This window comes from Ochrobactrum quorumnocens (assembly GCF_002278035.1).
In the GTDB taxonomy this organism is placed as follows: domain Bacteria; phylum Pseudomonadota; class Alphaproteobacteria; order Rhizobiales; family Rhizobiaceae; genus Brucella; species Brucella quorumnocens.
The window spans coordinates 349,281-372,597 of sequence record NZ_CP022604.1; the positions used below are offsets into that span (position 1 = coordinate 349,281).

The window sequence follows — 23,317 nt, forward strand, 5'->3', positions numbered from 1 at the left end:
AGCGTGTCACATGGATATTGTAAAACGCGGCACGCTTTAGTTTCAGCTGGCTTCTGAAGTCAGTGCGTCGTTGCCAATCCGCGATAAAAGAATGACCGCCTGTGTGCGACTATCAACGCCGAGTTTTTGCAGAACAGCAGAGACATGTGCTTTGACCGTCGCTTCTGATACATTCAGTTCGTAGGCGATCTGCTTGTTGAGCAGGCCTTCGGCAAGCATGGTCAGTACGCGTGTCTGCTGGGGGGTAAGTGTTCTTATCTTGTTGATGAGCGCTTCGATTTCAGGGTCGTGCGCCTGATCGAGGTCGATATCGGATGGTGTCCAGATATCGCCTGCAATAACTGCGTGTACTGCTTCGCCGATAGTTTCCATGCTTGCGGATTTCGAGATGAAGCCAGATGCACCAAGCTCGACGGCGTGCCTGATGGTTGCAGTGTCATCAGTGGCCGAGACGATAATGATCGGTAATGCAGGCTGAAGTGCTTTCAACGTGACCAGGCCAGAAAGGCCAGTCCCGCCGGGCATGGTCAAATCAAGCAAAAGCAAATCGATATCGTCGCGTTCTACGACCAGCTTTTTCGCTGCATCGAAATCGCCGACTTCGAGGATTTCTGCTTCTTCAGGAAGGCTCGACAGAACCTGTCGCAACGCACCTCTGAAAAGCGGATGGTCGTCAGCGATGATGAATTGCATAAGCCTCGCACGCCATTCTGAAAGTCCTCCCCATGTGCTGCACTTTACATGCAGCTCTTCCGTTTTATGCCGTTTTTCGTTCCGGGCAACCAAAAATAGCGTTGCTTAGCTGGATTCATATGTCGCATTGCCGCCTTCTGGCCGCATTATGTGCTAATTTTAATTATGAACGAGAGCATTCCCAGTAAAACTAAGAATGCTCTAGCGGGAACGAAAAGGCACTATATGACGCGCAATACGCTTTATCCGGAAATTCAGCCCTTCAAGGAAGAGATGCTGCAGGTTTCGTCATTGCACCGCATCCATGTCGAGCAGTGCGGCAATCCTGATGGTAAACCTGTTGTCATGATCCACGGTGGGCCGGGCGGCGGCATCACGCCCGCAATGCGACGCCTGCATGATCCAGAGAAATACCGTATCATTCTTTTCGATCAGCGCGGCTGCGGTCGCTCGACGCCACATGCAGAACTGCGCGAGAATACCACCTGGGACTTGGTGGCCGATATGGAGCATATTCGCGCGCATCTGGGCATAGAGAAGTGGCAGGTTTTCGGTGGTTCATGGGGTTCGACGCTGGGCCTTGCCTATGCTGAAACCCATCCAGAACGCGTGTCGGAAATCATTCTGCGCGGCATTTTCATGGTGCGCCGGTTTGAAGTTGACTGGATGTATTCCAATGGTGCGAGCATCATTTTCCCCGATCACTTCGAGACCTATCAAGAGCATATCCCTGAAGAAGAGCGCGGCGATATGATCGCAGCTTACTACAAGCGTCTGACCGACCGAGATCCGCAGGTGCAGCTTGCAGCCGCTCGCTTGTGGGCGCGGTGGGAAGGTTCGGTGCTTTCGGTGCAGCCCGATCCCGCTCGCGTTGAAGCCTTTGGCGAAGATCATCACGCCATCGCTTTTGCGCGTATCGAATGCCACTACTTCCAGAACCGTGGTTTCCTTGACAGCGACGATCAGCTTCTGCGGAATGTTGAACACATCCGGCAGATTCCGGGCGTAATTGTCCATGGCCGCTATGATATCTGCACGCCATTTATCAATGCATGGCAGCTCAAGAAGATGTGGCCGGAGGCTGATCTCAAAATCGTTGAAGACAGCGGTCATGCGGTGACCGAACCCGGTATTACGCATGAATTGATTGAAGCAACCAAGCGTTTTGCTGCTTAAGCTTCTTAAGGAGGCGCATCTTTTGCGCCTCCAGCTCCAAAACATCAGCAAACTCAGAAAAATACACCTCTAAACGGTGCATTTTGCATAGTTCATCTTTTCTTTGGGTATTTTAGCCTACAAACTAGGGAGTGAACATTTGTGATCCTCCCCGATCCCATCGGTTCATCGTATAGATTTTATCTGGCGAACCTTATCCGCAGCAAAGACGGCCCGGTTTAAGTTCGTGTTCGAGAGGGATACAGGCTAATGTTGAAAGAATTCAGAGAATTTGCTCTCAAGGGCAACATGGTCGATCTGGCCATCGGTGTTATCATTGGCGGGGCGTTCGGTGGCCTCGTCAATTCTATCGTCAATGACATCATCATGCCGATCATCGGTTTGCTGACGGGCGGTATCGATTTCTCCAACATGTATATCCAGCTTGCTGGCGATCCGAAGGGAACGCTTGCTGCAGCCCGTGAAGCCGGTGCGACCATCGCTTACGGCAACTTTGTCACGCTGCTTATCAACTTCCTTATCATTGCATGGGTTTTGTTCCTCGTCGTCAAAGGCATGAACAGGCTCAAGAAAAAGGAAGAAGCCAAGCCGGAAGCCGCTGCAGAACTGCCACGCGACGAAGTGTTGCTGGCTGAAATCCGCGATCTTCTCGCAAAGCAGAGCAAAGCCTGATTTTTCCAGAACAGTCGACAAAGGACGGAGCCTTTATGGCTCCGTTTTTTTGTGCGCTCATTCCCAAAGACGATAGTTGGTTAGACCCATCAATGCGGTTGATCGGATCATCACAAAATGCCGCGTGATTTCATGATTGCGCCTTGCTAAGCAGGTGTAATCAAATTCGAATTTTATGTGGGAACAAATGACGCTTATCGCCAATCTCCGCCGTGAAGCAGCTCAATCACCTGAAAGCGGCATCGTTGCCGTAGCCAATCACGGTCGTGGCAAAGAGGGCCTGATTCCGTTGTGGGTCGGGGAGGGTGATCTGTGTACGCCTGATTTCATTCGGGAGGCGGCGCAGAAGGGAATTGCCGACGGCGAAACCTTCTACACATGGCAGGCTGGTATTCCTGATCTGCGTGAAGCACTTGCTCGCTACCATGCGCGCCATTTTGCGCAGTCCTTCAAACCAGAAAATTTCTATGTAACTGGTTCGGGCATGCACGCCATTGAAATGGCGCTGAAGGCAACAACGGGTGCTGGCGAAGAAGCGATTTATCTGTCTCCAGCCTGGCCGAATTTTGTCGGCGCAGCTGGACTTGCCGGCGCGGTTCCAGTGCCGGTGGAACTCGAGTTCGGAGCCAATGGCTGGCTGCTTGATCCTGAAAAGATTGCGAGCGCCATCACGCCACGCACGCGCGCAATGTTCATCAATACGCCATCCAACCCGACGGGTTGGACTGCGGATCGCGAAACGCTGCGCTTTATTCTCGATCTGGCGCGTGAGAAGGGCCTCTGGATCATAGCCGACGAGATTTACACTCACTTCTATTACGGTGGGGGGCGTGCTCCGTCTTTCATGGATATCATGGAACCCGACGACCGCATCATCTTCGTCAACTCGTTCTCAAAGAACTGGGCGATGACTGGCTGGCGCGTGGGCTGGATGACCGTGCATCCTTCGATTGGCCCCGTCGTTGAAAACATGATCCAGTATTCCAATTCGGGTGTCGCGCAGTTCATGCAGCGTGGTGCGGTTGCAGCACTCGATCATGGCGATGATTTCATTGCCATGCAGGTGGAACGCGCGCGCTCAACGCGAGATCACCTGTGTGCTAGTTTGCAAAGCACAGGAAAAGTACGTCTGACACCGCCGCAGGGCGCATTTTATCTGTTCTTCGGTGTGGATGGTGTGAAGGATTCGGTCAAAGCTGCAATCGACATGGTCGACAATGCTAATGTGGGCCTCGCACCGGGTAGTGCATTCGGGCTTGGCGGCGAGGGCTTCTTCCGCCTCTGCTTCTGCCGTGATCCGCAGCAGGTGGATGAGGCCGCGGCAAGGCTGGTTCGCTGGATCAACAATCTCTGAAGCGCATCCCGCAAAGTGTGAAACGATTTTCGCGCAAGATGCGTGTCCAAAATAAAAAAGGCCGGTGAAACCGGCCTTTTTCAATTTCCTACGACTGCGTTTATCAGCCGCCTGCTTTTGAAACCATCAGCGGAATAACGCGGTCGGAGTTTGCAGCCTTCGGCGCATCCGGTTCGGCAAATGGAATGCCGAGCGTATTCCATACTTCCAGCAACGCATCTTTGAGGCCGTCGATCAGCAGGTCGTCATGCAATGGCGACGGTGTGATGCGAAGACGCTCTGTGCCGCGTGGCACAGTTGGATAGTTGATCGGCTGGATATAGATGCCATGCACGTCGAGCAGACGGTCGCTGGCTTTCTTGCACAGTTCCGGATCGCCAACCAGAATTGGTACGATGTGGGTTTCAGACGGCATGACCGGAAAACCGGCAGCCAAAAGAACATCCTTGGCGCGCTGCGACTGACGCTGCTGACCATCGCGCTCAACTTGCGAGACTTTCAGGTGGCGGATCGCAGCGGTCGCGGAAGCTGCTACTGCCGGCGGCAGAGAAGTTGTGAAGATGAAGCCCGGTGCATAGGAGCGAACGGCGTCGATGATAGCGCGTGAACCGGTAATGTAACCGCCCAATGCGCCGAATGCTTTTGCAAGCGTGCCTTCGATAATGTCCATGCGGTGTGCAAGGCCGTCGCGTTCCGTGATTCCACCGCCGCGCACGCCATACATGCCAACTGCATGAACTTCATCGATATAGGTCATGGCATTATACTTGTCGGCCAGATCGGCAATCTTCTCGATTGGCGCGATGTCGCCATCCATCGAATAGACAGATTCGAACACGATCAGCTTGGCGCGGGAATGGTCCGCAGCCTTGAGAAGTTGTTCCAGGTGCTCGACGTCATTGTGACGGAAAATCTTCTTTTCTGCACCCGAACGACGCACACCTTCGATCATCGAAGCGTGGTTGAGTTCGTCAGAAAGGATCAGGCAGTTTGGAAGCAAACGTGCAATGGTCGAAATCGATGCTTCGTTGGACACAAAACCGGACGTGAAGACGAGGCCAGCTTCCTTGCCATGCAGGTCAGCAAGTTCGGCTTCAAGTTCTACAAGTGGGTGATTGTTGCCCGAAATATTGCGAGTGCCGCCTGCGCCGGAGCCGGTGCTGTTGGCGGTATCGCACATCGCCTGGATGACGTCAGGATGGTGCCCCATGCCCAGATAGTCGTTAGAGCACCAGACGGTGATCTCACGTGCAATACCATTGTTGCGCCAGGTAGCTCGGGGGAAACGTCCAACAATGCGCTCAAGATCGGCAAAAACGCGGTAACGCTTCTCGGCGTGCAGCTGGTCGATCGCTTCTTCAAAAAACCGGCGATAGTCCATTATACGCTCCTTGTTACTGCTCTAGTACCGCTTTTGCGTGATTGCGTCCATGGCGCAATGACGGGCAATTTGCCACGCTTTCGTGAAACTGCATTGATCAAAATCAAACAAATAGCGGGTTTTCAGGCAGTGGGCGAAAAAGTTGGTTATTTCGTCATCAGGCGGAAAATGAATTTTGGCGCCAAATCTCTGCGGCGGACATAAACGCGCGGCATGCCAAAGGGGTCATCGCTTGCACGCGCCCGTGCATGAACGGTCGTTGTCGCAGTTTCAAAACCGGCGTCGCGGCACATGTCGCGGTGAATCTGGTGGTTCCCGCCATAGGGATAAGCGAAGTTTGTCACTTCCGATCCCAATATGTCTTCAAGCATGGTCTTGGACTGCACGATCTGTCGGCGAGCTTCCTCTTCCGGGGTGTTTTCCAGATTAACATGGTCGACCGTATGCGCGCCAACTTCATGGCCCAAGGCGGCCCATTCGCGCATCTGTGTCACAGACATGCAGGGTGTTAAGGGAACACCCATGGACTGATCCCAGATATTGCTGCCGCCAATCTGATTGGCGACAAAGTAATTCGTTGCGGTGAAGCCGAATTCCGCAAGGACTGGCAGGGCATTCTCATAATTATTGAGAAACCCGTCATCAAAGGTGATGACTGCAACCTTCCCTGTTTTCTCGCCCTTGATATAGGGCATGGCATTTCGCAGCGAGAGGCCCTGATAGCCGAGCCGCTTCAGCCATGCCATCTGGCTGCGAAACTTGTCCGGATGAACCCAAAGTCCGCGAAACGGGATCTTCTTGTGCGGCAGAGGGGCAATCTGGTGATAAAGAAGAACAGGGACCGCCATTTGTCTCACTTCGATCTTGAGGAGAACCCGCGCACGCGCATCCGGTAGATGGGACGGAGGATTTCCCTTTTAAGCTTATCGGAAAAGGATTTCTTGTGCTGAATGGTCGTGCCGCCAAGCTGCGCAGAAATTTCTTTCACGCCACCGGGAATGACTGCGAGCGGCTGCAAATCAGTAACCCATCGCATCTGGATTGTTGTGTCGACAGGGCGATCAAACTGTTCGGTGATCGCAAGCAGCTTTTTTGCAGCATCGAAGCTTACAAGCTGTGCGACCATACCGAGCCCAATCGGGTTTGGAATGATAATACGCACCTGATTGTTACGGAAAACTTCGCGCCCAACCTCACGGTCATCGCGGAAGGTAAAACGTACGAAGCCGCCCGGCTCGAAATGATTGCCGGCCGCGTGGAAGGCAGCATTGAAAACATCAGTGAGTTCAATATCGTCTTCGATGATGAAGCCCGCGTCGAGCTGCTGGTCGACGATCGCCTGCCATGCTTTGCGATGGGACAAGAAGCAGGCAATTTCGTTTTTGCTAAGCTCAAACGGATAACGGGGCGCATGAAGTTGCCGCTTGTAAACGCGGCTTATCTCGGCGCCTGTGAGGACGTGGCTATCCACAGCGTCGATTACTTCCGTTTTTACCGGCAATTCGTGAATGAGCTTTTCCACTTGCGGCTTGCGATCAGTCGCGCGCGCTAAATGAATGATGAAAGCCTTGATGTTCATGTAAAACCTAAGCGCGCGAAAAGTAATTTCAGCCGAAGCGGCGTTCTATATCTGCTATGCGCATGATTTTCGCAAGTCACACTTATTAGCCTACTTTATGTAGACGTCCTGCGGCGATTTTTTCTTCAATCCACTTTCGTTCGGCATTCCAGTCGTGGCGCTTCCAGCCTTCCCAGCTAAAGCCGCAAATTTTGATATCCCAGTCAGGTAAGGAATATTTGCGCAAGACGAGCCAGATGCCAAAAAAACCGGTGCTGGGGAAGACTTCTTTCATCCGATCGGCACCAATGCCAAGCTCGTCGCAAACGGCAAAATAATCCTGCGAAGGCATGATGCGGATTTTCTTGCCAGCACGGCCGAAATAGTCAATCGCCTCATTGGTCCAGTCAGCGCGACGACCCTTGAGCCGTGATAGAATGTTTGGGTGGTGATGGAACCGCTTGATGATGCTCGGGTGGAAGGCAAACAGCACTTCCGGCGTATTTCGGACAATTTCCGAATTGATGAAGGTTGGATCCTTGATCCATTGCTCCATCTGTTTGCTCGACGTGGCGAGCATGAGCATGTCAGTCTTTTTGCCACTCATTCCAAGAGAGACGCGTGGTTCATTGAAACGAAGGACAAGATCGGCGGCGTCAATTTCGGCGGACAAATCACGGTCCAGCGGACCATTGCCGACAATAAATATCGTTTTGTTCATACGTTGGGGAATCTTATCCTGTTAAGCCAATTAAATAGATTTAATTAAAATTCGAAGATTACAAGTTTCTAAGCCTCTCCCAACAGCTGTGAGGCCAGTTTTGACGATCACTTTTGTCGCGCAGGCTAGCGAACTGCGTTACTTATATATCCTCGTAAGGTCGCAGGTTTGGCATTGCAGCCATGCAGTTTATGCACTTCTCAAAACGATTAAAAAGGCGGAAGCTTCATATCGGGAGGAAGGCAAAAGCTTAGCGCTTTCACAGCGCGGCACATAAGGGGATACCACCATGAACCACCTTCGTACCCAGTTTTCCCGTTGGATGCAGTATCGCGAAAACCTGCGCGAACTCAGCGGCTGCAGCGACCGCGAGCTTTATGATCTCGGCCTGTCACGCACAGATATCCGCCGCGTTGCACACGAGGCTGCTTTCGCCTGATTTCTCAGGCGAAACTTTCTCCACGCAGTCTGCTGGTTTCAAACCTCACCTGGCCGCTTAAAACGGATGTGGATATTATCATCCGCAAGATCAAAGCCCGCATAGTTGCGCTGGAAGGCGATGAGGGCATCATTGACGCCTTTTGAATAATCGTCTTCCTGCACTTCAACGTGGTGTCGGTAAATGATCCTGTCGTCTTTGTAGAATATAACCTGACCTTCCATGATGGCCTCCTCTTAAAGCCGTATGGGTGATGAGAGCCTATAGCTCCCTTTATGTCGGTGTATTCAATTGAGATAGGCGAAAAAGCCCAGGTTTCAAGCCTTGTTGCTGCTGTTTTCGCTCTTGCACAGTGTGAGCCAGGCCCGTGCCGCATGGGATAAAAATGCGCCTTTTCGCCAGATCAGGGCCATGTCCCAGTTCAGTTCTGCGTCTTTGATTTTATGGATGCGGACATCGCGATGCTTGCGCTGTTCGGCGATCATCTGTGGCAGAAAGCCGATACCCATACCTGCTGCAACCAGCTCCACGATAAAATCAATCTGGCTGGAACGCATGGCAATGTGTGGGGACAGTCCTTGCGAATGACATGCATCGAGAATGATGTGATTGAGGGCAAAGCCGCTTTCGAAAAGAATGAAGGGCTGGCTGGCAATGTCGTGCAGAGGGATGCCGTCATTGTCGGTGAAGCTGTGGTTGGCGGGAAGCAGGGCCACCACGGGCTCACAACGAACGGCCTGCCACTCGAAGCTGCTTTCGACGGACAGAAGCGAAGCGGCAAGCTCGATATCACCTGCAAGCAGCAATTCTTCCAGTCGCCTGCTGCCATGCTCGACGAGCTGAATGTCGATGTCAGGATAGAGCTTGGTAAAGGTGGCAAAGACTGGGGCGAACAGAACGCTGGAGCCGATGGGTGGCAATCCGAGGCGCAAAAGACCGCGCTTCAACCCGCGCAACTCGCCAAGCTCAGTCAGCATGTCGTCTTTTTCTGTCAGTATGGCCAGTGCACGTCGATAAACGATTTCACCTGCACTTGTCAGGCGGGGAGGGGTGGCTTCGCGATCGAGCAAGATGATCTCAAGTTCATCTTCGAGCTGACGCACCGTCTTGCTGACGGTGGATTGCGTGGCATTGATCGTGCGGGCCGCAGCGGAAAAGCCGCCCTGCCGCACCACTTCCACGAATGCCTGAAAGCCACGTAAGTTCATAAGCTATTCTATAATGGAATAGCTGCAATGAAATCAATTCATTTCTGGAATATCAATTCAGCGCCTATAGTGTTTTCACAAATACCAGCATTGGAACACAATCATGAATGCCCATAACCTGATGATCCGCTTTCGCTATGCGCTGCACAACAGCCGCTTGATGCAGATTGCGACGCTGGTCGGCTTCTGGTTGGCGGGTGAAGCATTTGTTCGTTTAAGCGGTCTGCCGCTGCCGGGTGGCATTGTTGGTATGGCACTGGTTTTGGCCCTGCTTTTGAGTGGCCGTGTAAGCCTTTTCAGCATGAAGCGCGGTGCAGAATGGTTTCTGGCAGAGATGCTGCTGTTCTTTGTGCCTGCCGTTCTGGCAGTTCTGGAGCATCAGGAGTTGCTTGGTATGCTGGGCGTTAAGATTATGGCCGTCATTCTGGTTGGCACTCTGACCGTTATGACTGTGACTGCACTGACAGTAGACTTCTGCTACCGGCTGAGCGCACGCTATGCCACTAAGTAATCCTTATGTGGCGACACTGTTCTGGTCTGCTGCCACAATCCTTCTCTATCTTGCTGCAAAGCGCGTTTATCGCCGCTTTCCCATGTGGTGGTTGACGCCGCTTGCCATTACGCCGCTGTTGCTTATGGCTCTTCTCATTGGTCTCAATGAAAACTATCGCGGCTATTTCAGTGCAACGCATTGGCTGGTCGCACTGCTTGGGCCTGCGACGGTGGCTTTCGCCATTCCGATCTATCAGCAGCGCGCAACCATTCGTCGCTATTGGCCGGTTTTGTTGGTTGGTGTTGTGGTCGGCAGTTCGTCCGCGATGTTTTCAGCCTGGGGTCTTGCGCAGCTTCTTGGTCTGAACGATGCAATAAGCCTCAGCCTTATGCCGCGCTCCATGAGTACGCCTTTCGCCATGACGGTTTCCGGTGATATTGGCGGTACACCCGATTTGACAGCCATTTTCGTGGTGCTGACCGGCGTATTTGGCGCGGCGCTCGGCGAAGTCATGCTCAACTGGCTGCCACTTCGTTCAGCTCTTGCGCGCGGCGCGCTGTTCGGTATGGGCGCACATGGCGCAGGTGTAGCCAAGGCGCATCAAATCGGCAGCGAGGAAGGCTCGATTGCCGGACTCGTCATGGTTCTGGTCGGATTGGTCAATGTTCTGGCTGCACCATTCATCGCCCAGCTTCTCTGAGTTGCTGATTTTTCAGCATATTTTTTATAATATGCTCATTATATAAGCATATTCATCCCGCTTCTGTTTCTGCAATAATCTTAAGCATCGGCGTATTTGCATAACTGATATGCGTTATTGGCCGTTGTTGAATAAAGAGGCTGCGGGTATTCATTGGTCATCGGGTTCACTCCTCCTCCCAGAACCCGATGACGGATACGGCACTCCTCCTCCCAGCCGTATTCAAGATCAGGCCGCGCATCCTCCTCCCGCGCGGCCTTTTTCTTTTTCTGATCCCCCAATATCCTGATCTGTTAACGGTGCGTCGCCGCATCGCCATATGGGCAAGCGTGGTGATGTAAACTATCTCTCGTGCAACTTCACATTTGCGGTGATTGTCTCCGTCTGAGAGACTTGCCGCTACGAAACGCGGGAGATTGCAATCATGACCAGCGGTATCCATCACCTCACGCTGATTACGCGCAAGGTTCAGGCCAATGTCGATTTCTATGCTGGCTTTCTTGGCCTGCGCATTGTCAAACAGACAGGTGGATTTGAAGATGCGGAGCAGCTGCATCTGTTCTATGGCGATCATTCCGGCACGCCGGGCTCCCTGATCACTTTCCTTGTTTGGGAAGATGGCGCAAAGGGCCGAGTCGGGCATGGTCAAGTGAGCGAAATCGCTCTTGCTATTGACCGCACCTCGGTCGGCTTTTGGCTGGAGCGGGCACTACGCTATCACGTGCAGTCTGAAGGTCCTGTGCAGGAATTTGGCGAACCGGTACTGCGTCTGCGCGATCCTGATGGTGTTATCGTCAAGCTGGTCGGCAGCGATCTTGCAGCCAATGATGCATGGGTTTCAGGCGATATTCCTGCGGAACATGCGGTCCGCCGGATACGCTCGGCGACCATTTTGTCGGAGACACCAGAACAGACAATTGGCTTCATTGAACGCTATTTTGGTTTTCGCGCTCAGGCCAGGGAAGGCACAATCGATCGTCTGGTTTCCGATTCAGGCGATGTGATTGACGTGCGCGACGCAAGTGGCTTTTGGCCGGGTATTCCCGGAACGGGCATTGCCGACCACGTGGCATTTCGTGCGGCTACAACGCAGGATGTGACAACACTGGAAAAGGAGCTTTCAAAACTCAATTCCAGTGAAGTGAACGTGCATGATCGCAAATACTTCACGTCGCTCTATGTTCGCGAGCCGGGCGGAACCCTGTTTGAATTTGCCACCGATACTCCCGGGTTCACGTTGGATGAACCGGTGGAAACGCTGGGTCAGGTTCTGTTCGTACCGCCGGGCAACGAGCATCAGGCGGATGCGATCCGAGCTCGCATGCCGCAATTTGGCTTGCCGGGTGAGGAGCGGGTGATCTATCGCGACTTGCCTTTTGTGCACCGTATCCACCAGCCGGAAAATCCAGATGGGACTACGCTTATTCTGTTGCACGGCACAGGCGGTAATGAAAACGACCTCATGCCGCTTGCTCGTCTGGTTGCACCACGTGCAACGCTTCTCGGCGTTCGCGGACGCAGCACGGAAGAGGGTATTCAGCGCTGGTTTCGCCGTTTCGACCTGAAACGGTTCGATCAGGAGGACATTAGGTCTGAGGCAGAGGCTTTCGAGGCTTTCGTTCAAGGTGCAATTGCGGCTTACCGTATCGACCCCGAGCGGACTGCGTTCATTGGCAACTCCAATGGCGCCAATATGCTCGCGGCCTTCATGCGGCTGCATCCGCATGTCATACGCAAAGCCGTGTTGCTGCGTGCTATGGACGTTTTGGAAGAGCAGCCGATTGCTGATCTTTCGGATGCCAAGATACTGTTGCTCAATGGAATAGGCGATCCGTTTGGCGATGCGTCGGGCAAACTCGCACAGGCATTGCGAACCGATGGAGCTGAACTCGATATCCGTTCCGCTAAAGGTGGCCATGGTGTGACTGCTGAAGATGTCCGTATGGCAGGTGAGTGGCTACAGCAAAAGCTGTGACACGATTGTGTTAGATAAAGAAAAGGGCCGCCGGATAAATCCGGCGGCCCTTTTTGTTGGTTTAATCCAGTGGCTTCAGGCCCTTTTCAATCGCCTGCCTTTTTCCTTCCAGAAAGGGTGGCAGTGACAGGCTTTCTCCAAGGCTTTCGAGAGGTTCATCGACTGCAAAGCCGGGACCATCTGTTGCAATCTCAAACAACACACCATTGGGTTCGCGGAAGTAGAGCGAGCGGAAGTAATAACGCTCGACCTCGCCGCTGGATGGAATGCGCAGTGCGCGCAGACGATCCACCCATTCCTGCATGGTTTCCTGATCCGGTGTGCGGAACGCAACGTGATGCACGGCACCTGCGCCCTGACCAGCCGGTGACAGGTTCGGCTGCACAGCGATATGGAGTTCTGCGCCGGCACCGCCTGATCCCATTTCAAACACGTGGACATGTCCTTCGCCATCGGGCGAAGCATAGTCACCGGCTTCACGCATGTTCATTACCTTTTCCAGCACGATTTTTGTCGGTGCCAAATCAGGAACGCTCAGCGTAATGGGGCCAAGGCCACGTATCTGCCGCTCGGCAGGAACAGGACTTTTCTCCCAGCTATGTGCCGCACCGATGCCTCCATCATCGGTCAAACGCAGGCGCTGACCCTCAGGGTCCTCGAAATCAAGCACTGCGCGACCAGCAATCTCGAATATATCACCAGTTTCGATGCCTTTCTCCTTGAGGTGGTTGCGCCACCAGTCGAGGCTTTCAACGCCATTTACACGCAATCCGGTGCGGGAAACGCTATGCGTGCCGCGCCGTTCTCGCTGCACTGGCCAGTCGAAGAAGGTGATATCGGTGCCGGGCGAGGCCAGCCCATCAGCGTAAAACAGATGGTAGGCACTGGTGTCGTCCTGATTGACGGTCTTCTTGACGAGGCGAAGGCCGAGCGTGTCGGTATAGAAGCGCCTGTTGCCGGGTGCGTCTGCGGTGATTGCTGTCAAATGATGCAACCCTGTGAGTTGCGGGGTAAGGTCTGAAGTCATTTTGTGTCCTCCTGCGCAAAAAGCGGAATTGTCTGCGCTGTTGGCTTCAATATTGGGCGCAAGAGGCGTGTGGGAAAGTGTCGGTTAATGAAACAGTGTGTAACCGAGAAGCCGCAGCGACGGTATCTTTCCACAGTCTTGAATAATTGGGGCTTGGCTTCTCTCGTCAGGTAAAGAATATATTAACCGGGCGCTAATCCGTGTAGGAGAGGCGTGCGGTTGTGTGTCTTTTGGGGAGATCTAGGTTTTGCGGAGCATTTTTCGTCGTACTGCCCCGGCATTACTTGTCTGCCTGACCCTAATCGCGGGCTGCGCCAGCCGTCCTGACGGTGTTCTTATTCCCGTTGCGGAAAGCGTTCCCGGTGCCTCCAAGGTTGATCTTCTGGTGGCGACAACCCGTGCGCCTTCCGGTAATCCCGGAACGCTGTTTTCCGGCGAACGTGATCAGGAAATTAGCCTGACAGAGATCATGGTCTCCATCCCGCCGGAAAAGAACCGCAAGGTTGGTGAAGTTCAGTGGCCCAAAAAGCTCCCGGCAAATCCGCTGAAGGATTTCACGACCGTTGAAGTTAAAGCGATCAGCACAGAATCCGGCGCCCGCCAATGGCTCAATCACAGCCTGCCGAAATCCCGCCGGGTCATGGTCTTCGTCCATGGCTTCAATAATACCTATGAGGATTCGGTGTATCGTTTTGCGCAGATTGTGCATGATTCTGGAGCCGATGTCGCACCGGTGATCTTTACCTGGCCATCGCGCGGTAGTGTGTTCGATTATAATTACGACAAGGAAAGCACGAATTATTCGCGGGACGCGCTGGAAATGACCTTGCGCAAGATCGCCGAAGACCCGCGTGTAAAAGACATCACCGTCATGGCCCATTCCATGGGCAGCTGGCTGACGGTTGAAGCACTGCGCCAGATGGCGATCCGCGATAAGCGCGTTAATCCGAAGATTACCGACGTCATTCTCGCGTCGCCCGATCTGGATGTGGATGTATTCAATCAGCAGTTCCGCGCCATGGGCAAAGATCATCCGCGTTTCACATTGTTTACTTCACGCGATGATCGCGCGCTCCGGGCATCCCGCTTTATCTCCGGCAATGTTGATCGACTGGGGCAAATCGATCCTTCGGTTGAGCCCTACCGTTCGCAGCTTGAAAAAGCGGGAATCACGGTGATTGATCTCACGCAGCTCAAAGCGGGTGACAGCCTCAACCACGGCAAGTTCGCTTCAAGTCCTGAAGTTGTTCAGCTGATCGGTCAACGTCTCGTAACAGGGCAGACTATTACCGATTCGGATATTGGGCTGGGCGAGCGGCTGGGTGCTGTTGCACTTGGCACTGCGCAGGGCGTGGGCAGTGCTGCTTCGCTCGTCGTCAGCGCGCCGATCGCAGTCTTCGACCCGAATACTCGTCGAACCTATAATGAGCAGATCGATAGGTTTGGCAGAACAGTTGGCAACACGGTGAGTGGCACGGTCGGCAACTGAGGCGCATCGCATCCCTCAGATATTCATTAGCAAAAGCGCTGTTGTCATATCTGAGGGCGCGCTGTAGGACTGGCGACCAAATCTGGTTGCTGGCAGGGAGACCGTTATGCAGATCATCCATACGATTGAAGATTTGCGGCAGGCGCTTGGCGTGGCGCGCAAGAGCGGTAAATCCATCGGCCTCGTGCCAACGATGGGCTATCTTCACAAAGGGCATCTCGAACTTGTTCGCCGCTCGCGCGGAGAAAACGACGCGACGGTCGTGTCGATTTTCGTCAATCCGCTGCAGTTCGGTGCCAATGAAGATCTCGATAAATATCCGCGTGATCTTGAACGCGATGCGAATCTGCTCCGCGATGCAAATGTGGATTTTCTCTTTGCGCCTGCCGTTTCCGACATGTATCCGCGCCCGATGCAGACCGTGGTCGATGTGCCAACACTTGGCAAACAGATGGAAGGCGAGGCGCGTCCGGGACACTTTGCTGGTGTTGCTACCGTGGTCAGCAAGCTTTTTAATATTGTAGGTTCCGATGCCGCCTATTTTGGCGAAAAAGATTTCCAGCAGCTCGTTATCATCCGTCGCATGGTCGAGGATATGGCTATTCCCGTGCGCGTGGTTGGTGTTGAAACCGTGCGTGAAGATGATGGGCTCGCCTGTTCATCACGCAACGTCTATCTGACAGCAGAACAGCGTGCCGCTGCGATTATTGTGCCAAAAGCACTCGATGAAGCGGAGCGACTTTATCGCTCTGGTATTGATGATCCGGAAACATTTGAGGCTGCAATCCGTGCGTTCATTGAAGCGGAACCGCTGGCTGTTCCTGAAGTGGTGGCATTACGCGATCCTGAAACACTTGAGCGTCTGACCTCGGTGCAGGGAAGGCCAGTACTTGTGGCGCTGTTTGTACGGCTGGGCTCCACACGCCTTCTTGATAACCGGGTGATTGCGCATTTGGCGCAGGAAAAGGCCGCCTGAAATGAGCGCGACCGTTAAAAAGAAACGTCTTTCGCCCAAAGCCATAGAGGCGATGAAGGGCGAGCGCCCGATTGTCAGCCTCACAGCCTACACGACGCCAATCGCGCGCCTGCTCGATCCACATTGCGATCTGCTGCTGGTGGGTGACTCGCTCGGCATGGTGCTTTACGGGATGGATTCGACCCTCGGCGTTACGCTCGACATGATGATTGCGCATGGACAGGCAGTCATGCGTGGCGTTGAGCATGCGTGCGTTATCGTTGATATGCCGTTCGGTTCTTATCAGGAATCGAAGGAACAGGCTTTCCGCAACGCAGCGCGCATCATGCAGGAAACTGGCTGCGACGGCGTGAAGCTTGAGGGTGGCGAGGAGATGGCGGAGACGGTGGAGTTTCTCGTCAAGCGCGGCATTCCGGTCTTTGGCCATGTTGGGCTGATGCCACAACAGGTCAATACGGTCGGCGGTTTTCGCTCGCTGGGGCGCGATGATGAAGAAGCCAATCAGATTCGCCGCGATGCAGAGGTAATTGCAGATGCGGGTGCTTTTGCGCTGGTGATCGAAGGTACTTTCGAGCCATTGGCTCGCGAGATCACCGCGACGCTGACAGTTCCCACAATTGGGATTGGTGCGTCATCCGCTTGTGATGGCCAGATTCTCGTTTCTGACGATATGCTCGGACTGTTTCAGGATTTCACGCCGCGTTTTGTGAAACGCTTTGCTGAACTTGCACCGCAGGTTTCAGACGCCGCAAAAGCCTACGCGGAAGAAGTGCGCGCCCGGTCTTTCCCGGGGCCCGAACACGTGTTCGGTGCCAAAAAGTAATAGTCTTTGAGGTCTAAACCCTCACTGACTTGAGAAAAAGATCTTGTACGCCAAGAACCATTTCGGTGCGCTCAATCGCGTCTGAGCGGATGATAAAGTCGTCAACCGCGCCATGCAAGGCATGGAAGAGGAGCGTTGCCAACAGGCGCGTATTCTCGATTTTCCACACCCCGGAGGCTTTGCCTTCGCTTAAGAGTTTCTCAAGGCGAAGGATAGCCGGATTTTCCTGCTTCACATGTCTCATGGGTGGGTGAAAATCATAGAAAACAAGATCGTGTAGGCGGTAATTATCAAGATAACCTGCGACACCGGTTGCTGCCCAGGCCGCAAGACGCCCGTTCCAATCACCCATCGGCACTGCGTCCAATTCCCTGTCGAGGGCATCGCAATAAGAATGAACAAACCGCTCACGTAACGCGACCAGAATCTCATCTTTGCTGCGAAAATGCAGATAGAATGTGCCCTTGGCCACATCGGCTTTGCGTACTATTTCATCGACGCTTGTGGCCGCAAAGCCTTTTTCCAGAAAGATTGCTTCAGCAGCCGCCATCAACTCACTGCGGCGTATTTCAGCCGGTTTCGTGCGGGGCTTGGTCTTGGCTGTAGGCAATCTATGTCTCCAGTTTTGCGCGGATCGCTACCCTGTCAAAGGCAAGTTGATTGGGACGCACAACTCTGTCTTCGAGCCAATGCAGCGCCGCATCGACATTAGAAAATGTGCCTGCTGGCACGCGAAACAGCTTTTCCGCATCCATACGGCTTGCTTCCTCATACACGGATTCTGGCACGATGCTAATCATCGCCATAACCTGATTGCGGATACGTTCGGCATTTTGCTGAAACCATTGTTTGATTTCGCGTGGAGCACCGTCTGGATGAACGAGAGCTGCCTCGTCAACAAAGCGACGGATGGCAATGAACGGCTTTCCTTCGTCCAGCCATGCGTTCCAGCTGTCGAAAAATGCGCGCACATCTTCAATCGTGGATGGGCCTTTGGCAAGGGTAACTATGTAAGGCCATTGTTCTGTATCGTGGAACATAGGATCTCGCTTCTGCCGCAGCAGTCTTGGAGCGCATCCCGAAAAGTGCGAAGCGGTTTTCGGTGAAGATGCGCGTTAATAAGGATCGCGTGCATCCCGAACAGTTTAAAACAGGTCCGGGATTTCACGTTTTAGGAACAAACAGTCAGATCGAACCGAACCGCAGTACCATCTTTGGTTCATTCTTGAGGCGACAACCTGAAAGACCTGCACGCACACTTTAGCCAGCCCTCCAGATTGTCGCTTACACTGACTGATAGTCAGTCAGTTATAATTGCCATGTAAATATGAATATTGCAATCATGTTTTTTCATTTGTGAAATACGAACTGGCGTTACATTGTGCGAAGATCAGACTTCGTTGCCGCATCACGCTGATAGCCTGTTCGCAGTTTGCGAACAGGCCTCGGTTTAAAGCATTTCCAGCAAAAGTGGGAACCGGTTTTGCGTTCGGAAATGCGTAAAAACAAATAGTTAAAGCGGCTCCAACGATTCAATATTAACTGGAACCACTGTAATAGGTCACTTGCCGTGAACGGCGCTCTGCCAATAGTGATAAAGCGCTGCAGTATCACCGCTCGTTAAAATGGCCATGGCCCCCTTCAACTGATCGTCAGACCAATCCCACCACTGCATTTCCAGGAGCATTTTTACGCTTGCTTCGTCGAAACGCGAACGGATGGTGCGGGCAGGGTTGCCGCCGACAATTGCGTAGGGTTCGACGTCGCGCGTGACCAATGCACGTGTGCCGATAATCGCGCCATGGCCGATCTTCACGCCGGGCATGATAATAGCCTCTGAGCCGATCCAGACATCATTGCCGATGATTGTATCGCCTGATGGGGCGTAGCCGTTTTCAGCACCCGCAAATATGTCCACTTCTGGCATGAAGAAGAACGGGAAGGTGCTGATCCAGTCGTGTCGATGGCCCTGATTACCCGCCATGATGAAAGCGGTACCCGATCCGATCGAGCAAAAGCTGCCGATGATAAGCTTATCGGCACCTTCATCGGGCAGGAGAAAGCGGGCGCAGTCGTCAAAACTATGGCTATGATAATAGCCAGAATAATAGCTGTAGCGCCCAACGACGATGTTCGGATTTGTGACCTGGTTGTCGAGCGTGATGCCCTTGAATGGGCTTTCGAAGTAATTTTTCATGATAATGCTCACTGCATCAAGCATATCCCGCAAAAGTGACGAAGCAGCTTTGTACGGGATAATGCACAATCGCCGATCAAATCGGCATTTATTCGCCTACATATATGCAAACGAAAGACCCGCAAGAAACCGGAAGGTTGCATGCGTTCATGCTCCCAGTGATGAAACTTGTGATGTAATCACAGGAGCGCGATGCAGGGGGTACTCGAACACTTTATCATGATCGCGAGCATAATGCCCACAATGCCGAAAGCCAAGCAGGAACGTACTAGAGCATAATTTTAACGTGTTAGAGCGACCTTTGTGCGCCTAAGTGGGTGCACGACGCTCTAAAGCATGTCTCAGTTAAATGGATTCATTTAACGTTCGCAACATGCGACAATTAAAAGAATCTAGAGCGAGCACCATGGGTGCGATTAAACCTGATACGCTCTAGTTTGGCTTCCCCAGAGTTTTGTCGAAAAATGCAGCGATTTCAATATTGATACGCTCATGAAGCGCGGTTCTATCTAAACCGGGATTATCGGTGCATAGCACTGGCGCCGCTTCAGCAAGTTCCGTTGAGCAAGGCGCGAGAAACGTAAAGTGTCCGGCTTGTTCGATTATCTGCAATTGTGCTTTGGGTAGCTCAGAAGCAAGAACCACAGCATTCTCTTTTGACGACAATTCTTCGTCCCGATCGCCGACATAGATCAGGGTCGGCGCTTTCACTGCCTTCAGACTGTCAGGTGCAAAGATAACGCTGAGCGGTGCCAGAAAGACATAAGCACCAATGCGCGGGTCAGCCTTTGGCGTTAGATTAGGACGATCAATTCTGATTTTACCCTTAGCCTCGCAGACACTGTGATCATCCGGACGTTGGGCGCAGTAATGTTCAAGCCCCGAAAGATCGGGCTTTGCGCCTGCAAGGATAAGGCCCGTCGTGCCGCCCGCCGAGAAGCCCACAAAACCGATACGATCCTTGTCTATATGAGGAGCAAGGGTCGTATCTTCGAGCGCTGAATTTAGCGCTGCCGAAATCTGCATCGGACGACCGTATGTTGAGCTTGTGGTCCCCAGTCGGCTTGGGTCTTTGAAATTGTCGCCGGGATGGGTCACGGTCACAACGATATTGCCATTTCGGGCAAGGCCCTCGGCCAGATCATGATGCCCCCACATGCTGCCCATTGTGCCGTGCGACAACAGGATCACAGGAAAGTGGCCTTCTGCAATTGGGGCCGTTGGTGATGCGACAAGTCGATAAGGCCCGATCTGAGTCTCGTCTGTATTTGCTGGGCTGGGAAAGAAGACGACTGCTTCCATCGGGCGGCTATCGACTGGATCGACAACGGCGAGTTTCTTGAGGCCGCTGCCAGCAAAATCCCCGGCATTCGCTACAGGCGCGAGCAAAAGAACAGCGATAACGAAAGCAAATAATCTCAGAAACATTTCAAGGCGATCCTATAAACAGGTACGTTGAGACCTGCATAAAGCACTCAAAAAACAAAAGGGAGGCATGTGCCTCCCTTTTCATCTCTATGCTTCGTGTTTTACTTCTCGACGAAAGCCTTTTCGATCACGAAGTGACCGGCTTCGCTCTGGCTGCCTTCTTCAAGGCCGAGGCCTTCCAGAATCTGGCGCATGTCGGCGAGCATTTCTGGACTGCCGCAAAGCATCATGCGATCGTCCTGCTCGGAGAATTTCGGAAGGCCGAGATCTTCAAAAATCTTGCCGGAGCTGATGAGGTCGGTGAGGCGACCCTTGTTGCGGAATTCTTCACGCGTCACGGTCGGGTAATAGATGAGCTTTTCGCGCACCATTTCGCCCAGGAACTCGTCTTCCGGCAGTTGCTTGGTGATGAGATCGGCATAGGCCAACTCGTTCACTTCGCGCACGCCATGGACCAGAATGATTTTCTTATAGCGCTCATAGGCTTCCAGATCGCGGATGATCGACAGGAACGGCGCAAGGCCGGTACCGGTCGAAAGCAGCCACAGATTGTCGCCCGGAATAAGGTTGTCATAGAGCAACGTTCCGACCGGCTTTTTACCGACGAGAATCTTGTCCCCCTCTTTCAAATGCTGCAGGCGTGAAGTCAGCGGGCCGTCCTGCACCTTGATCGAGAAAAATTCGAGCTGTTCGTCGTAGACGCTGGAAGCAATCGAATAAGCGCGCAACAGCGGTTTTCCGTTCACTTCAAGGCCGATCATGATGAACTGGCCGCTCTGGAAGCGAAAGCCCTGGTCACGCGTGGTGTGGAAGGAAAACAGCCTGTCGGTCCAGTGGTGAACGTCAAGAACGGTTTCCTGATTAAAATTGCTGCTCATTGTCGGAACTGTCTCTGTTTCGCTTTTCACGGTGCTCGCTTCGTGGGAAGTGAGCGACTTTTATCGCAATCATAGGGGATCGCGTCTGGCTGCCTTCAGGGTGGCTTCCGCGAGGTCGTGATTTGCCGGTATGCTGCACCATAGTCGGCCGCTGCAAACTCCTTAAACTTGAAAAATTTTAAGGAGTTTGCAGCAAACATAAAATTCTAGAGCGACCTTTTTGCGCCCAATTAGGCGCACGGCGTTCTAGCGATTACGGAAGTTGGAATAATGCTTCTGCGTCCCGACATCAAGAGTTCATCGATTGGTATTCTCCGCGCAATTAAATCGAATCCAAATGCAGTCTCAAGGAATTCTGTTCTAATCACGATCACCTCCGAAGCATGATATGCTCAGGAGGCTATATTTCCTGTCTCAGCGAGAGCTGCGAACGAGTGCTATCGCTGCAAAGAGTGCAATGCTCGACATGACGGCAAAACCAATGAACAGCCAGAGGGCCGCATTTGATATTCCAGCAAAGCCGCCGGGATTGCTGAGGCCTGCCAGATTTGCAATCATTCCTGCAAGTGCTGCACCCATAGCCGTAGTAAAAAGCTGCACCGTAGTCAGAGATGCCGAAGCCAGATTCTGGTCCGTTGCTTCTGCACGTTTGAACACGCGGGTAAGCAGGTGCGGCCATGTCATGCCCACACCAAAGCCGATAATTGCCATGGCAAGACAGATTGGCAGCAGGTTATACCAATGCCCTTCACTACCCGGAGGCACCAGAATTGCGAGTGTTATCATGCCGACGATGCCCATAATGGGTGCGGCAAGGATAACCCGGTTTACGCTTTTGCCTGTCACGCCGGATGAGCCGATGGAGCCAAGTGTCCAGCTGCCGCCCATGAGCGCTGCAAGATAACCGGCCACCAGTGGCGACTGGTTATGCAGTACCTGAAAGAACAGCGGTACGAACACTTCAGAACTCGTGACTGACCCGCCAAGGAAACCCATGGTGAGATAAAGTGCACCAAGGCGGCTCATGCTGAATGTGCCTTTTGGCAGGATGCGCTTTGTGGATCTGTGCTCTACCCAGACAAGCAGCATCAGCACAGCAAAAGCAATTGAAACGCCAGCGACATTCCAGAATGTGCTTGCCGAAATACTCGCAGCCGAAACGATCAGAACAGCGGCAGTCAGCAGAATAAGCTGCGGCCATGCAAGCTTGTCTTTGGCTTCGTCATCGCCCGTGCGCTTTGGCAGGATCAATGTTGCCATGACGGCGAAGATACCAATCACCGGCACGAGCGACCAGAAGGCGGCGCGCCACACGCCAAGTTCAGCAAAAATGCCGCCTATGGCCGGGCCAACAAGTGTTGCCACACCCCACATGCCGGACACGAGCGCTATGGCACGTGGCCAGAGCGATTCATCAAAGACGATGCGGATCATGGCATAGGACAGCGCCAGCATCATGCCGCCGCCAACCCCCTGCACGACACGGCCTGCAAGCATAGCTGGCATGGACGGTGCCAGACCACAGGCAAGTGTTCCGGCTGCAAAGATGATGGCTGCCACAAGATAGGCGTTACGTGGACCGGTCTGCGAAAGAAGTTTTGGCACAAGGGCCGAACCAAGAATGGAGGCTGTCACAAACAGCGCTGTGTTCCAGGCGTAATAGTCCATGCCGCCAATATCGGCGACGACAGTTGGTAATATGGTTGTGGCAATGAAAACATTGATGGCGTGGAGTGCTACGCCGCCCACGAGCGTCAGCGAACGGATCGCATTCTTGCCCGCGAACAATTCTCCCCAGCCTGCGGTAGCCCCTGCTGTTGCAGTGGCGGCTGGATTATCATTCTGCATTTCTTCCCTGGTCCTATCCCGCATTTCAGTGGCGGGTTGATGCCCGCTGACCGCACGCGATGGCCGACCTTATAAAATGCTTTTTCGATCTTCGGAATGGGGGATGAAGTAAAACGGCATCAATAAAAATTCAAAGGGGTTCAAATTCGGCGGAAAAACTCTATATGGAGCTGAGAATTACAGAATCCGCTGCCGCGTCAGAGAATTTTTTCTCTAAACGTCTGTGGCGGATTTGTGTTTCTGTCACAAGCTTCCTATAAGCCTGTCCAGTAACAGCTCCT

Annotated in this window: 24 protein-coding genes; 10 read left to right on the plus strand and 14 right to left on the minus strand. The window is 53.1% G+C overall.

Annotated features, from left to right (window positions below):
- Positions 1 to 42 precede the first annotated feature (42 nt).
- Positions 43 to 693 (minus strand): response regulator transcription factor, encoded by a 651-nt coding sequence (locus tag CES85_RS11065; RefSeq protein ID WP_095446045.1) that lies wholly within the window; start codon positions 691 to 693, stop codon positions 43 to 45.
- 225 nt (positions 694 to 918) lie between these two features.
- Between CES85_RS11065 and pip the strand changes: the two genes are divergently transcribed.
- From pip to CES85_RS11080, 3 genes are all read left to right on the plus strand, one after another.
- On the plus strand, positions 919 to 1,869 hold the full coding sequence (gene pip / locus CES85_RS11070; protein WP_095446046.1) for a prolyl aminopeptidase: 951 nt from the start codon (positions 919 to 921) through the stop codon (positions 1,867 to 1,869).
- 249 nt (positions 1,870 to 2,118) lie between these two features.
- Entirely contained in the window at positions 2,119 to 2,541 is a 423-nt protein-coding gene (gene mscL / locus CES85_RS11075) for a large conductance mechanosensitive channel protein MscL (protein ID WP_095446047.1), read from the plus strand.
- Positions 2,542 to 2,728: 187 nt separating this feature from the next.
- Positions 2,729 to 3,895: a pyridoxal phosphate-dependent aminotransferase gene (locus tag CES85_RS11080; RefSeq protein ID WP_095446048.1), complete on the plus strand. Its 1,167-nt coding sequence runs from the start codon at positions 2,729 to 2,731 to the stop codon at positions 3,893 to 3,895.
- A gap of 103 nt (positions 3,896 to 3,998) precedes the next feature.
- Here the strand turns inward: CES85_RS11080 and hemA are convergent, their stop codons facing one another.
- From hemA to CES85_RS11100, 4 genes are all read right to left on the minus strand, one after another.
- The gene (gene hemA / locus CES85_RS11085; protein ID WP_095446049.1) at positions 3,999 to 5,276 is read right to left on the minus strand and encodes a 5-aminolevulinate synthase; all 1,278 of its coding nucleotides are present in this window, start codon (positions 5,274 to 5,276) and stop codon (positions 3,999 to 4,001) included.
- Between the two features lie 146 nt (positions 5,277 to 5,422).
- Positions 5,423 to 6,124: a polysaccharide deacetylase family protein gene (locus tag CES85_RS11090; protein ID WP_095446050.1), complete on the minus strand. Its 702-nt coding sequence runs from the start codon at positions 6,122 to 6,124 to the stop codon at positions 5,423 to 5,425.
- A gap of 5 nt (positions 6,125 to 6,129) precedes the next feature.
- On the minus strand, positions 6,130 to 6,855 hold the full coding sequence (locus CES85_RS11095) for a glycosyltransferase family 25 protein (protein WP_095446051.1): 726 nt from the start codon (positions 6,853 to 6,855) through the stop codon (positions 6,130 to 6,132).
- 85 nt (positions 6,856 to 6,940) lie between these two features.
- Positions 6,941 to 7,555, minus strand: coding sequence for a glycosyltransferase family 29 protein (locus CES85_RS11100; RefSeq protein ID WP_095446052.1), 615 nt, complete (start codon positions 7,553 to 7,555; stop codon positions 6,941 to 6,943).
- Between the two features lie 289 nt (positions 7,556 to 7,844).
- Here CES85_RS11100 and CES85_RS27145 point away from each other — a divergent pair, with 289 nt between their 5' ends.
- Positions 7,845 to 7,994 carry a DUF1127 domain-containing protein gene (locus tag CES85_RS27145; RefSeq protein ID WP_151095100.1) on the plus strand — a complete coding sequence of 50 codons (150 nt, stop codon included), beginning with the start codon at positions 7,845 to 7,847 and terminating at the stop codon, positions 7,992 to 7,994.
- Positions 7,995 to 8,032: 38 nt separating this feature from the next.
- Here the strand turns inward: CES85_RS27145 and CES85_RS11110 are convergent, their stop codons facing one another.
- Both CES85_RS11110 and CES85_RS11115 read right to left on the minus strand, forming a co-directional pair.
- Positions 8,033 to 8,218: a hypothetical protein gene (locus CES85_RS11110; RefSeq protein ID WP_094578894.1), complete on the minus strand. Its 186-nt coding sequence runs from the start codon at positions 8,216 to 8,218 to the stop codon at positions 8,033 to 8,035.
- A 93-nt stretch (positions 8,219 to 8,311) separates the two neighbouring features.
- The gene (locus tag CES85_RS11115; protein ID WP_095446053.1) at positions 8,312 to 9,202 is read right to left on the minus strand and encodes a LysR family transcriptional regulator; all 891 of its coding nucleotides are present in this window, start codon (positions 9,200 to 9,202) and stop codon (positions 8,312 to 8,314) included.
- Positions 9,203 to 9,305: 103 nt separating this feature from the next.
- Here CES85_RS11115 and CES85_RS11120 point away from each other — a divergent pair, with 103 nt between their 5' ends.
- The 3 genes from CES85_RS11120 (at position 9,306) to CES85_RS11135 (ending at position 12,370) form a co-directional block, all read left to right on the plus strand.
- Positions 9,306 to 9,713 carry a CidA/LrgA family protein gene (locus tag CES85_RS11120; RefSeq protein ID WP_036567364.1) on the plus strand — a complete coding sequence of 136 codons (408 nt, stop codon included), beginning with the start codon at positions 9,306 to 9,308 and terminating at the stop codon, positions 9,711 to 9,713.
- On the plus strand, positions 9,700 to 10,395 hold the full coding sequence (locus CES85_RS11125; RefSeq protein ID WP_095446054.1) for an LrgB family protein: 696 nt from the start codon (positions 9,700 to 9,702) through the stop codon (positions 10,393 to 10,395). The genes CES85_RS11120 and CES85_RS11125 overlap by 14 nt, the downstream gene beginning before the upstream one ends.
- Positions 10,396 to 10,819: 424 nt before the next feature.
- Positions 10,820 to 12,370: a VOC family protein gene (locus CES85_RS11135; RefSeq protein WP_095446056.1), complete on the plus strand. Its 1,551-nt coding sequence runs from the start codon at positions 10,820 to 10,822 to the stop codon at positions 12,368 to 12,370.
- A gap of 61 nt (positions 12,371 to 12,431) precedes the next feature.
- On the opposite strand, the gene CES85_RS11140 is transcribed toward CES85_RS11135, so the two are convergent.
- The gene (locus tag CES85_RS11140) at positions 12,432 to 13,397 is read right to left on the minus strand and encodes a ring-cleaving dioxygenase (protein ID WP_095446057.1); all 966 of its coding nucleotides are present in this window, start codon (positions 13,395 to 13,397) and stop codon (positions 12,432 to 12,434) included.
- A gap of 247 nt (positions 13,398 to 13,644) precedes the next feature.
- Between CES85_RS11140 and CES85_RS11145 the strand changes: the two genes are divergently transcribed.
- The 3 genes from CES85_RS11145 to panB all read left to right on the plus strand — a co-directional run bounded on the left by CES85_RS11145 (position 13,645) and on the right by panB (position 16,685).
- Positions 13,645 to 14,886 (plus strand): alpha/beta hydrolase, encoded by a 1,242-nt coding sequence (locus CES85_RS11145; RefSeq protein ID WP_095446058.1) that lies wholly within the window; start codon positions 13,645 to 13,647, stop codon positions 14,884 to 14,886.
- Positions 14,887 to 14,992: 106 nt separating this feature from the next.
- Entirely contained in the window at positions 14,993 to 15,862 is an 870-nt protein-coding gene (gene panC / locus CES85_RS11150; protein WP_095446059.1) for a pantoate--beta-alanine ligase, read from the plus strand.
- 1 nt (position 15,863) lies between these two features.
- Positions 15,864 to 16,685 (plus strand): 3-methyl-2-oxobutanoate hydroxymethyltransferase, encoded by an 822-nt coding sequence (gene panB / locus CES85_RS11155; RefSeq protein WP_095446060.1) that lies wholly within the window; start codon positions 15,864 to 15,866, stop codon positions 16,683 to 16,685.
- 13 nt (positions 16,686 to 16,698) lie between these two features.
- Here the strand turns inward: panB and CES85_RS11160 are convergent, their stop codons facing one another.
- From CES85_RS11160 to CES85_RS11185, 6 genes are all read right to left on the minus strand, one after another.
- Positions 16,699 to 17,295 (minus strand): TetR/AcrR family transcriptional regulator, encoded by a 597-nt coding sequence (locus tag CES85_RS11160; RefSeq protein ID WP_235901983.1) that lies wholly within the window; start codon positions 17,293 to 17,295, stop codon positions 16,699 to 16,701.
- A gap of 1 nt (position 17,296) precedes the next feature.
- Positions 17,297 to 17,725, minus strand: a complete 429-nt coding sequence (locus tag CES85_RS11165; protein WP_095446061.1) for a hypothetical protein — start codon at positions 17,723 to 17,725, stop codon at positions 17,297 to 17,299.
- Positions 17,726 to 18,246: 521 nt separating this feature from the next.
- Complete coding sequence (gene catB, locus CES85_RS11170; protein ID WP_095447841.1) at positions 18,247 to 18,882, minus strand: type B chloramphenicol O-acetyltransferase; 636 nt, start codon at positions 18,880 to 18,882, stop codon at positions 18,247 to 18,249.
- A 432-nt stretch (positions 18,883 to 19,314) separates the two neighbouring features.
- Positions 19,315 to 20,310 (minus strand): alpha/beta hydrolase family protein, encoded by a 996-nt coding sequence (locus CES85_RS11175; RefSeq protein ID WP_095446062.1) that lies wholly within the window; start codon positions 20,308 to 20,310, stop codon positions 19,315 to 19,317.
- Positions 20,311 to 20,411: 101 nt separating this feature from the next.
- Positions 20,412 to 21,188 (minus strand): ferredoxin--NADP reductase, encoded by a 777-nt coding sequence (locus CES85_RS11180; RefSeq protein ID WP_095446063.1) that lies wholly within the window; start codon positions 21,186 to 21,188, stop codon positions 20,412 to 20,414.
- 414 nt (positions 21,189 to 21,602) lie between these two features.
- A complete protein-coding gene (locus CES85_RS11185) occupies positions 21,603 to 23,036 on the minus strand; it encodes an MFS transporter (protein ID WP_095446064.1) in 1,434 nt (477 codons plus the stop codon).
- Positions 23,037 to 23,317 lie beyond the last annotated feature (281 nt).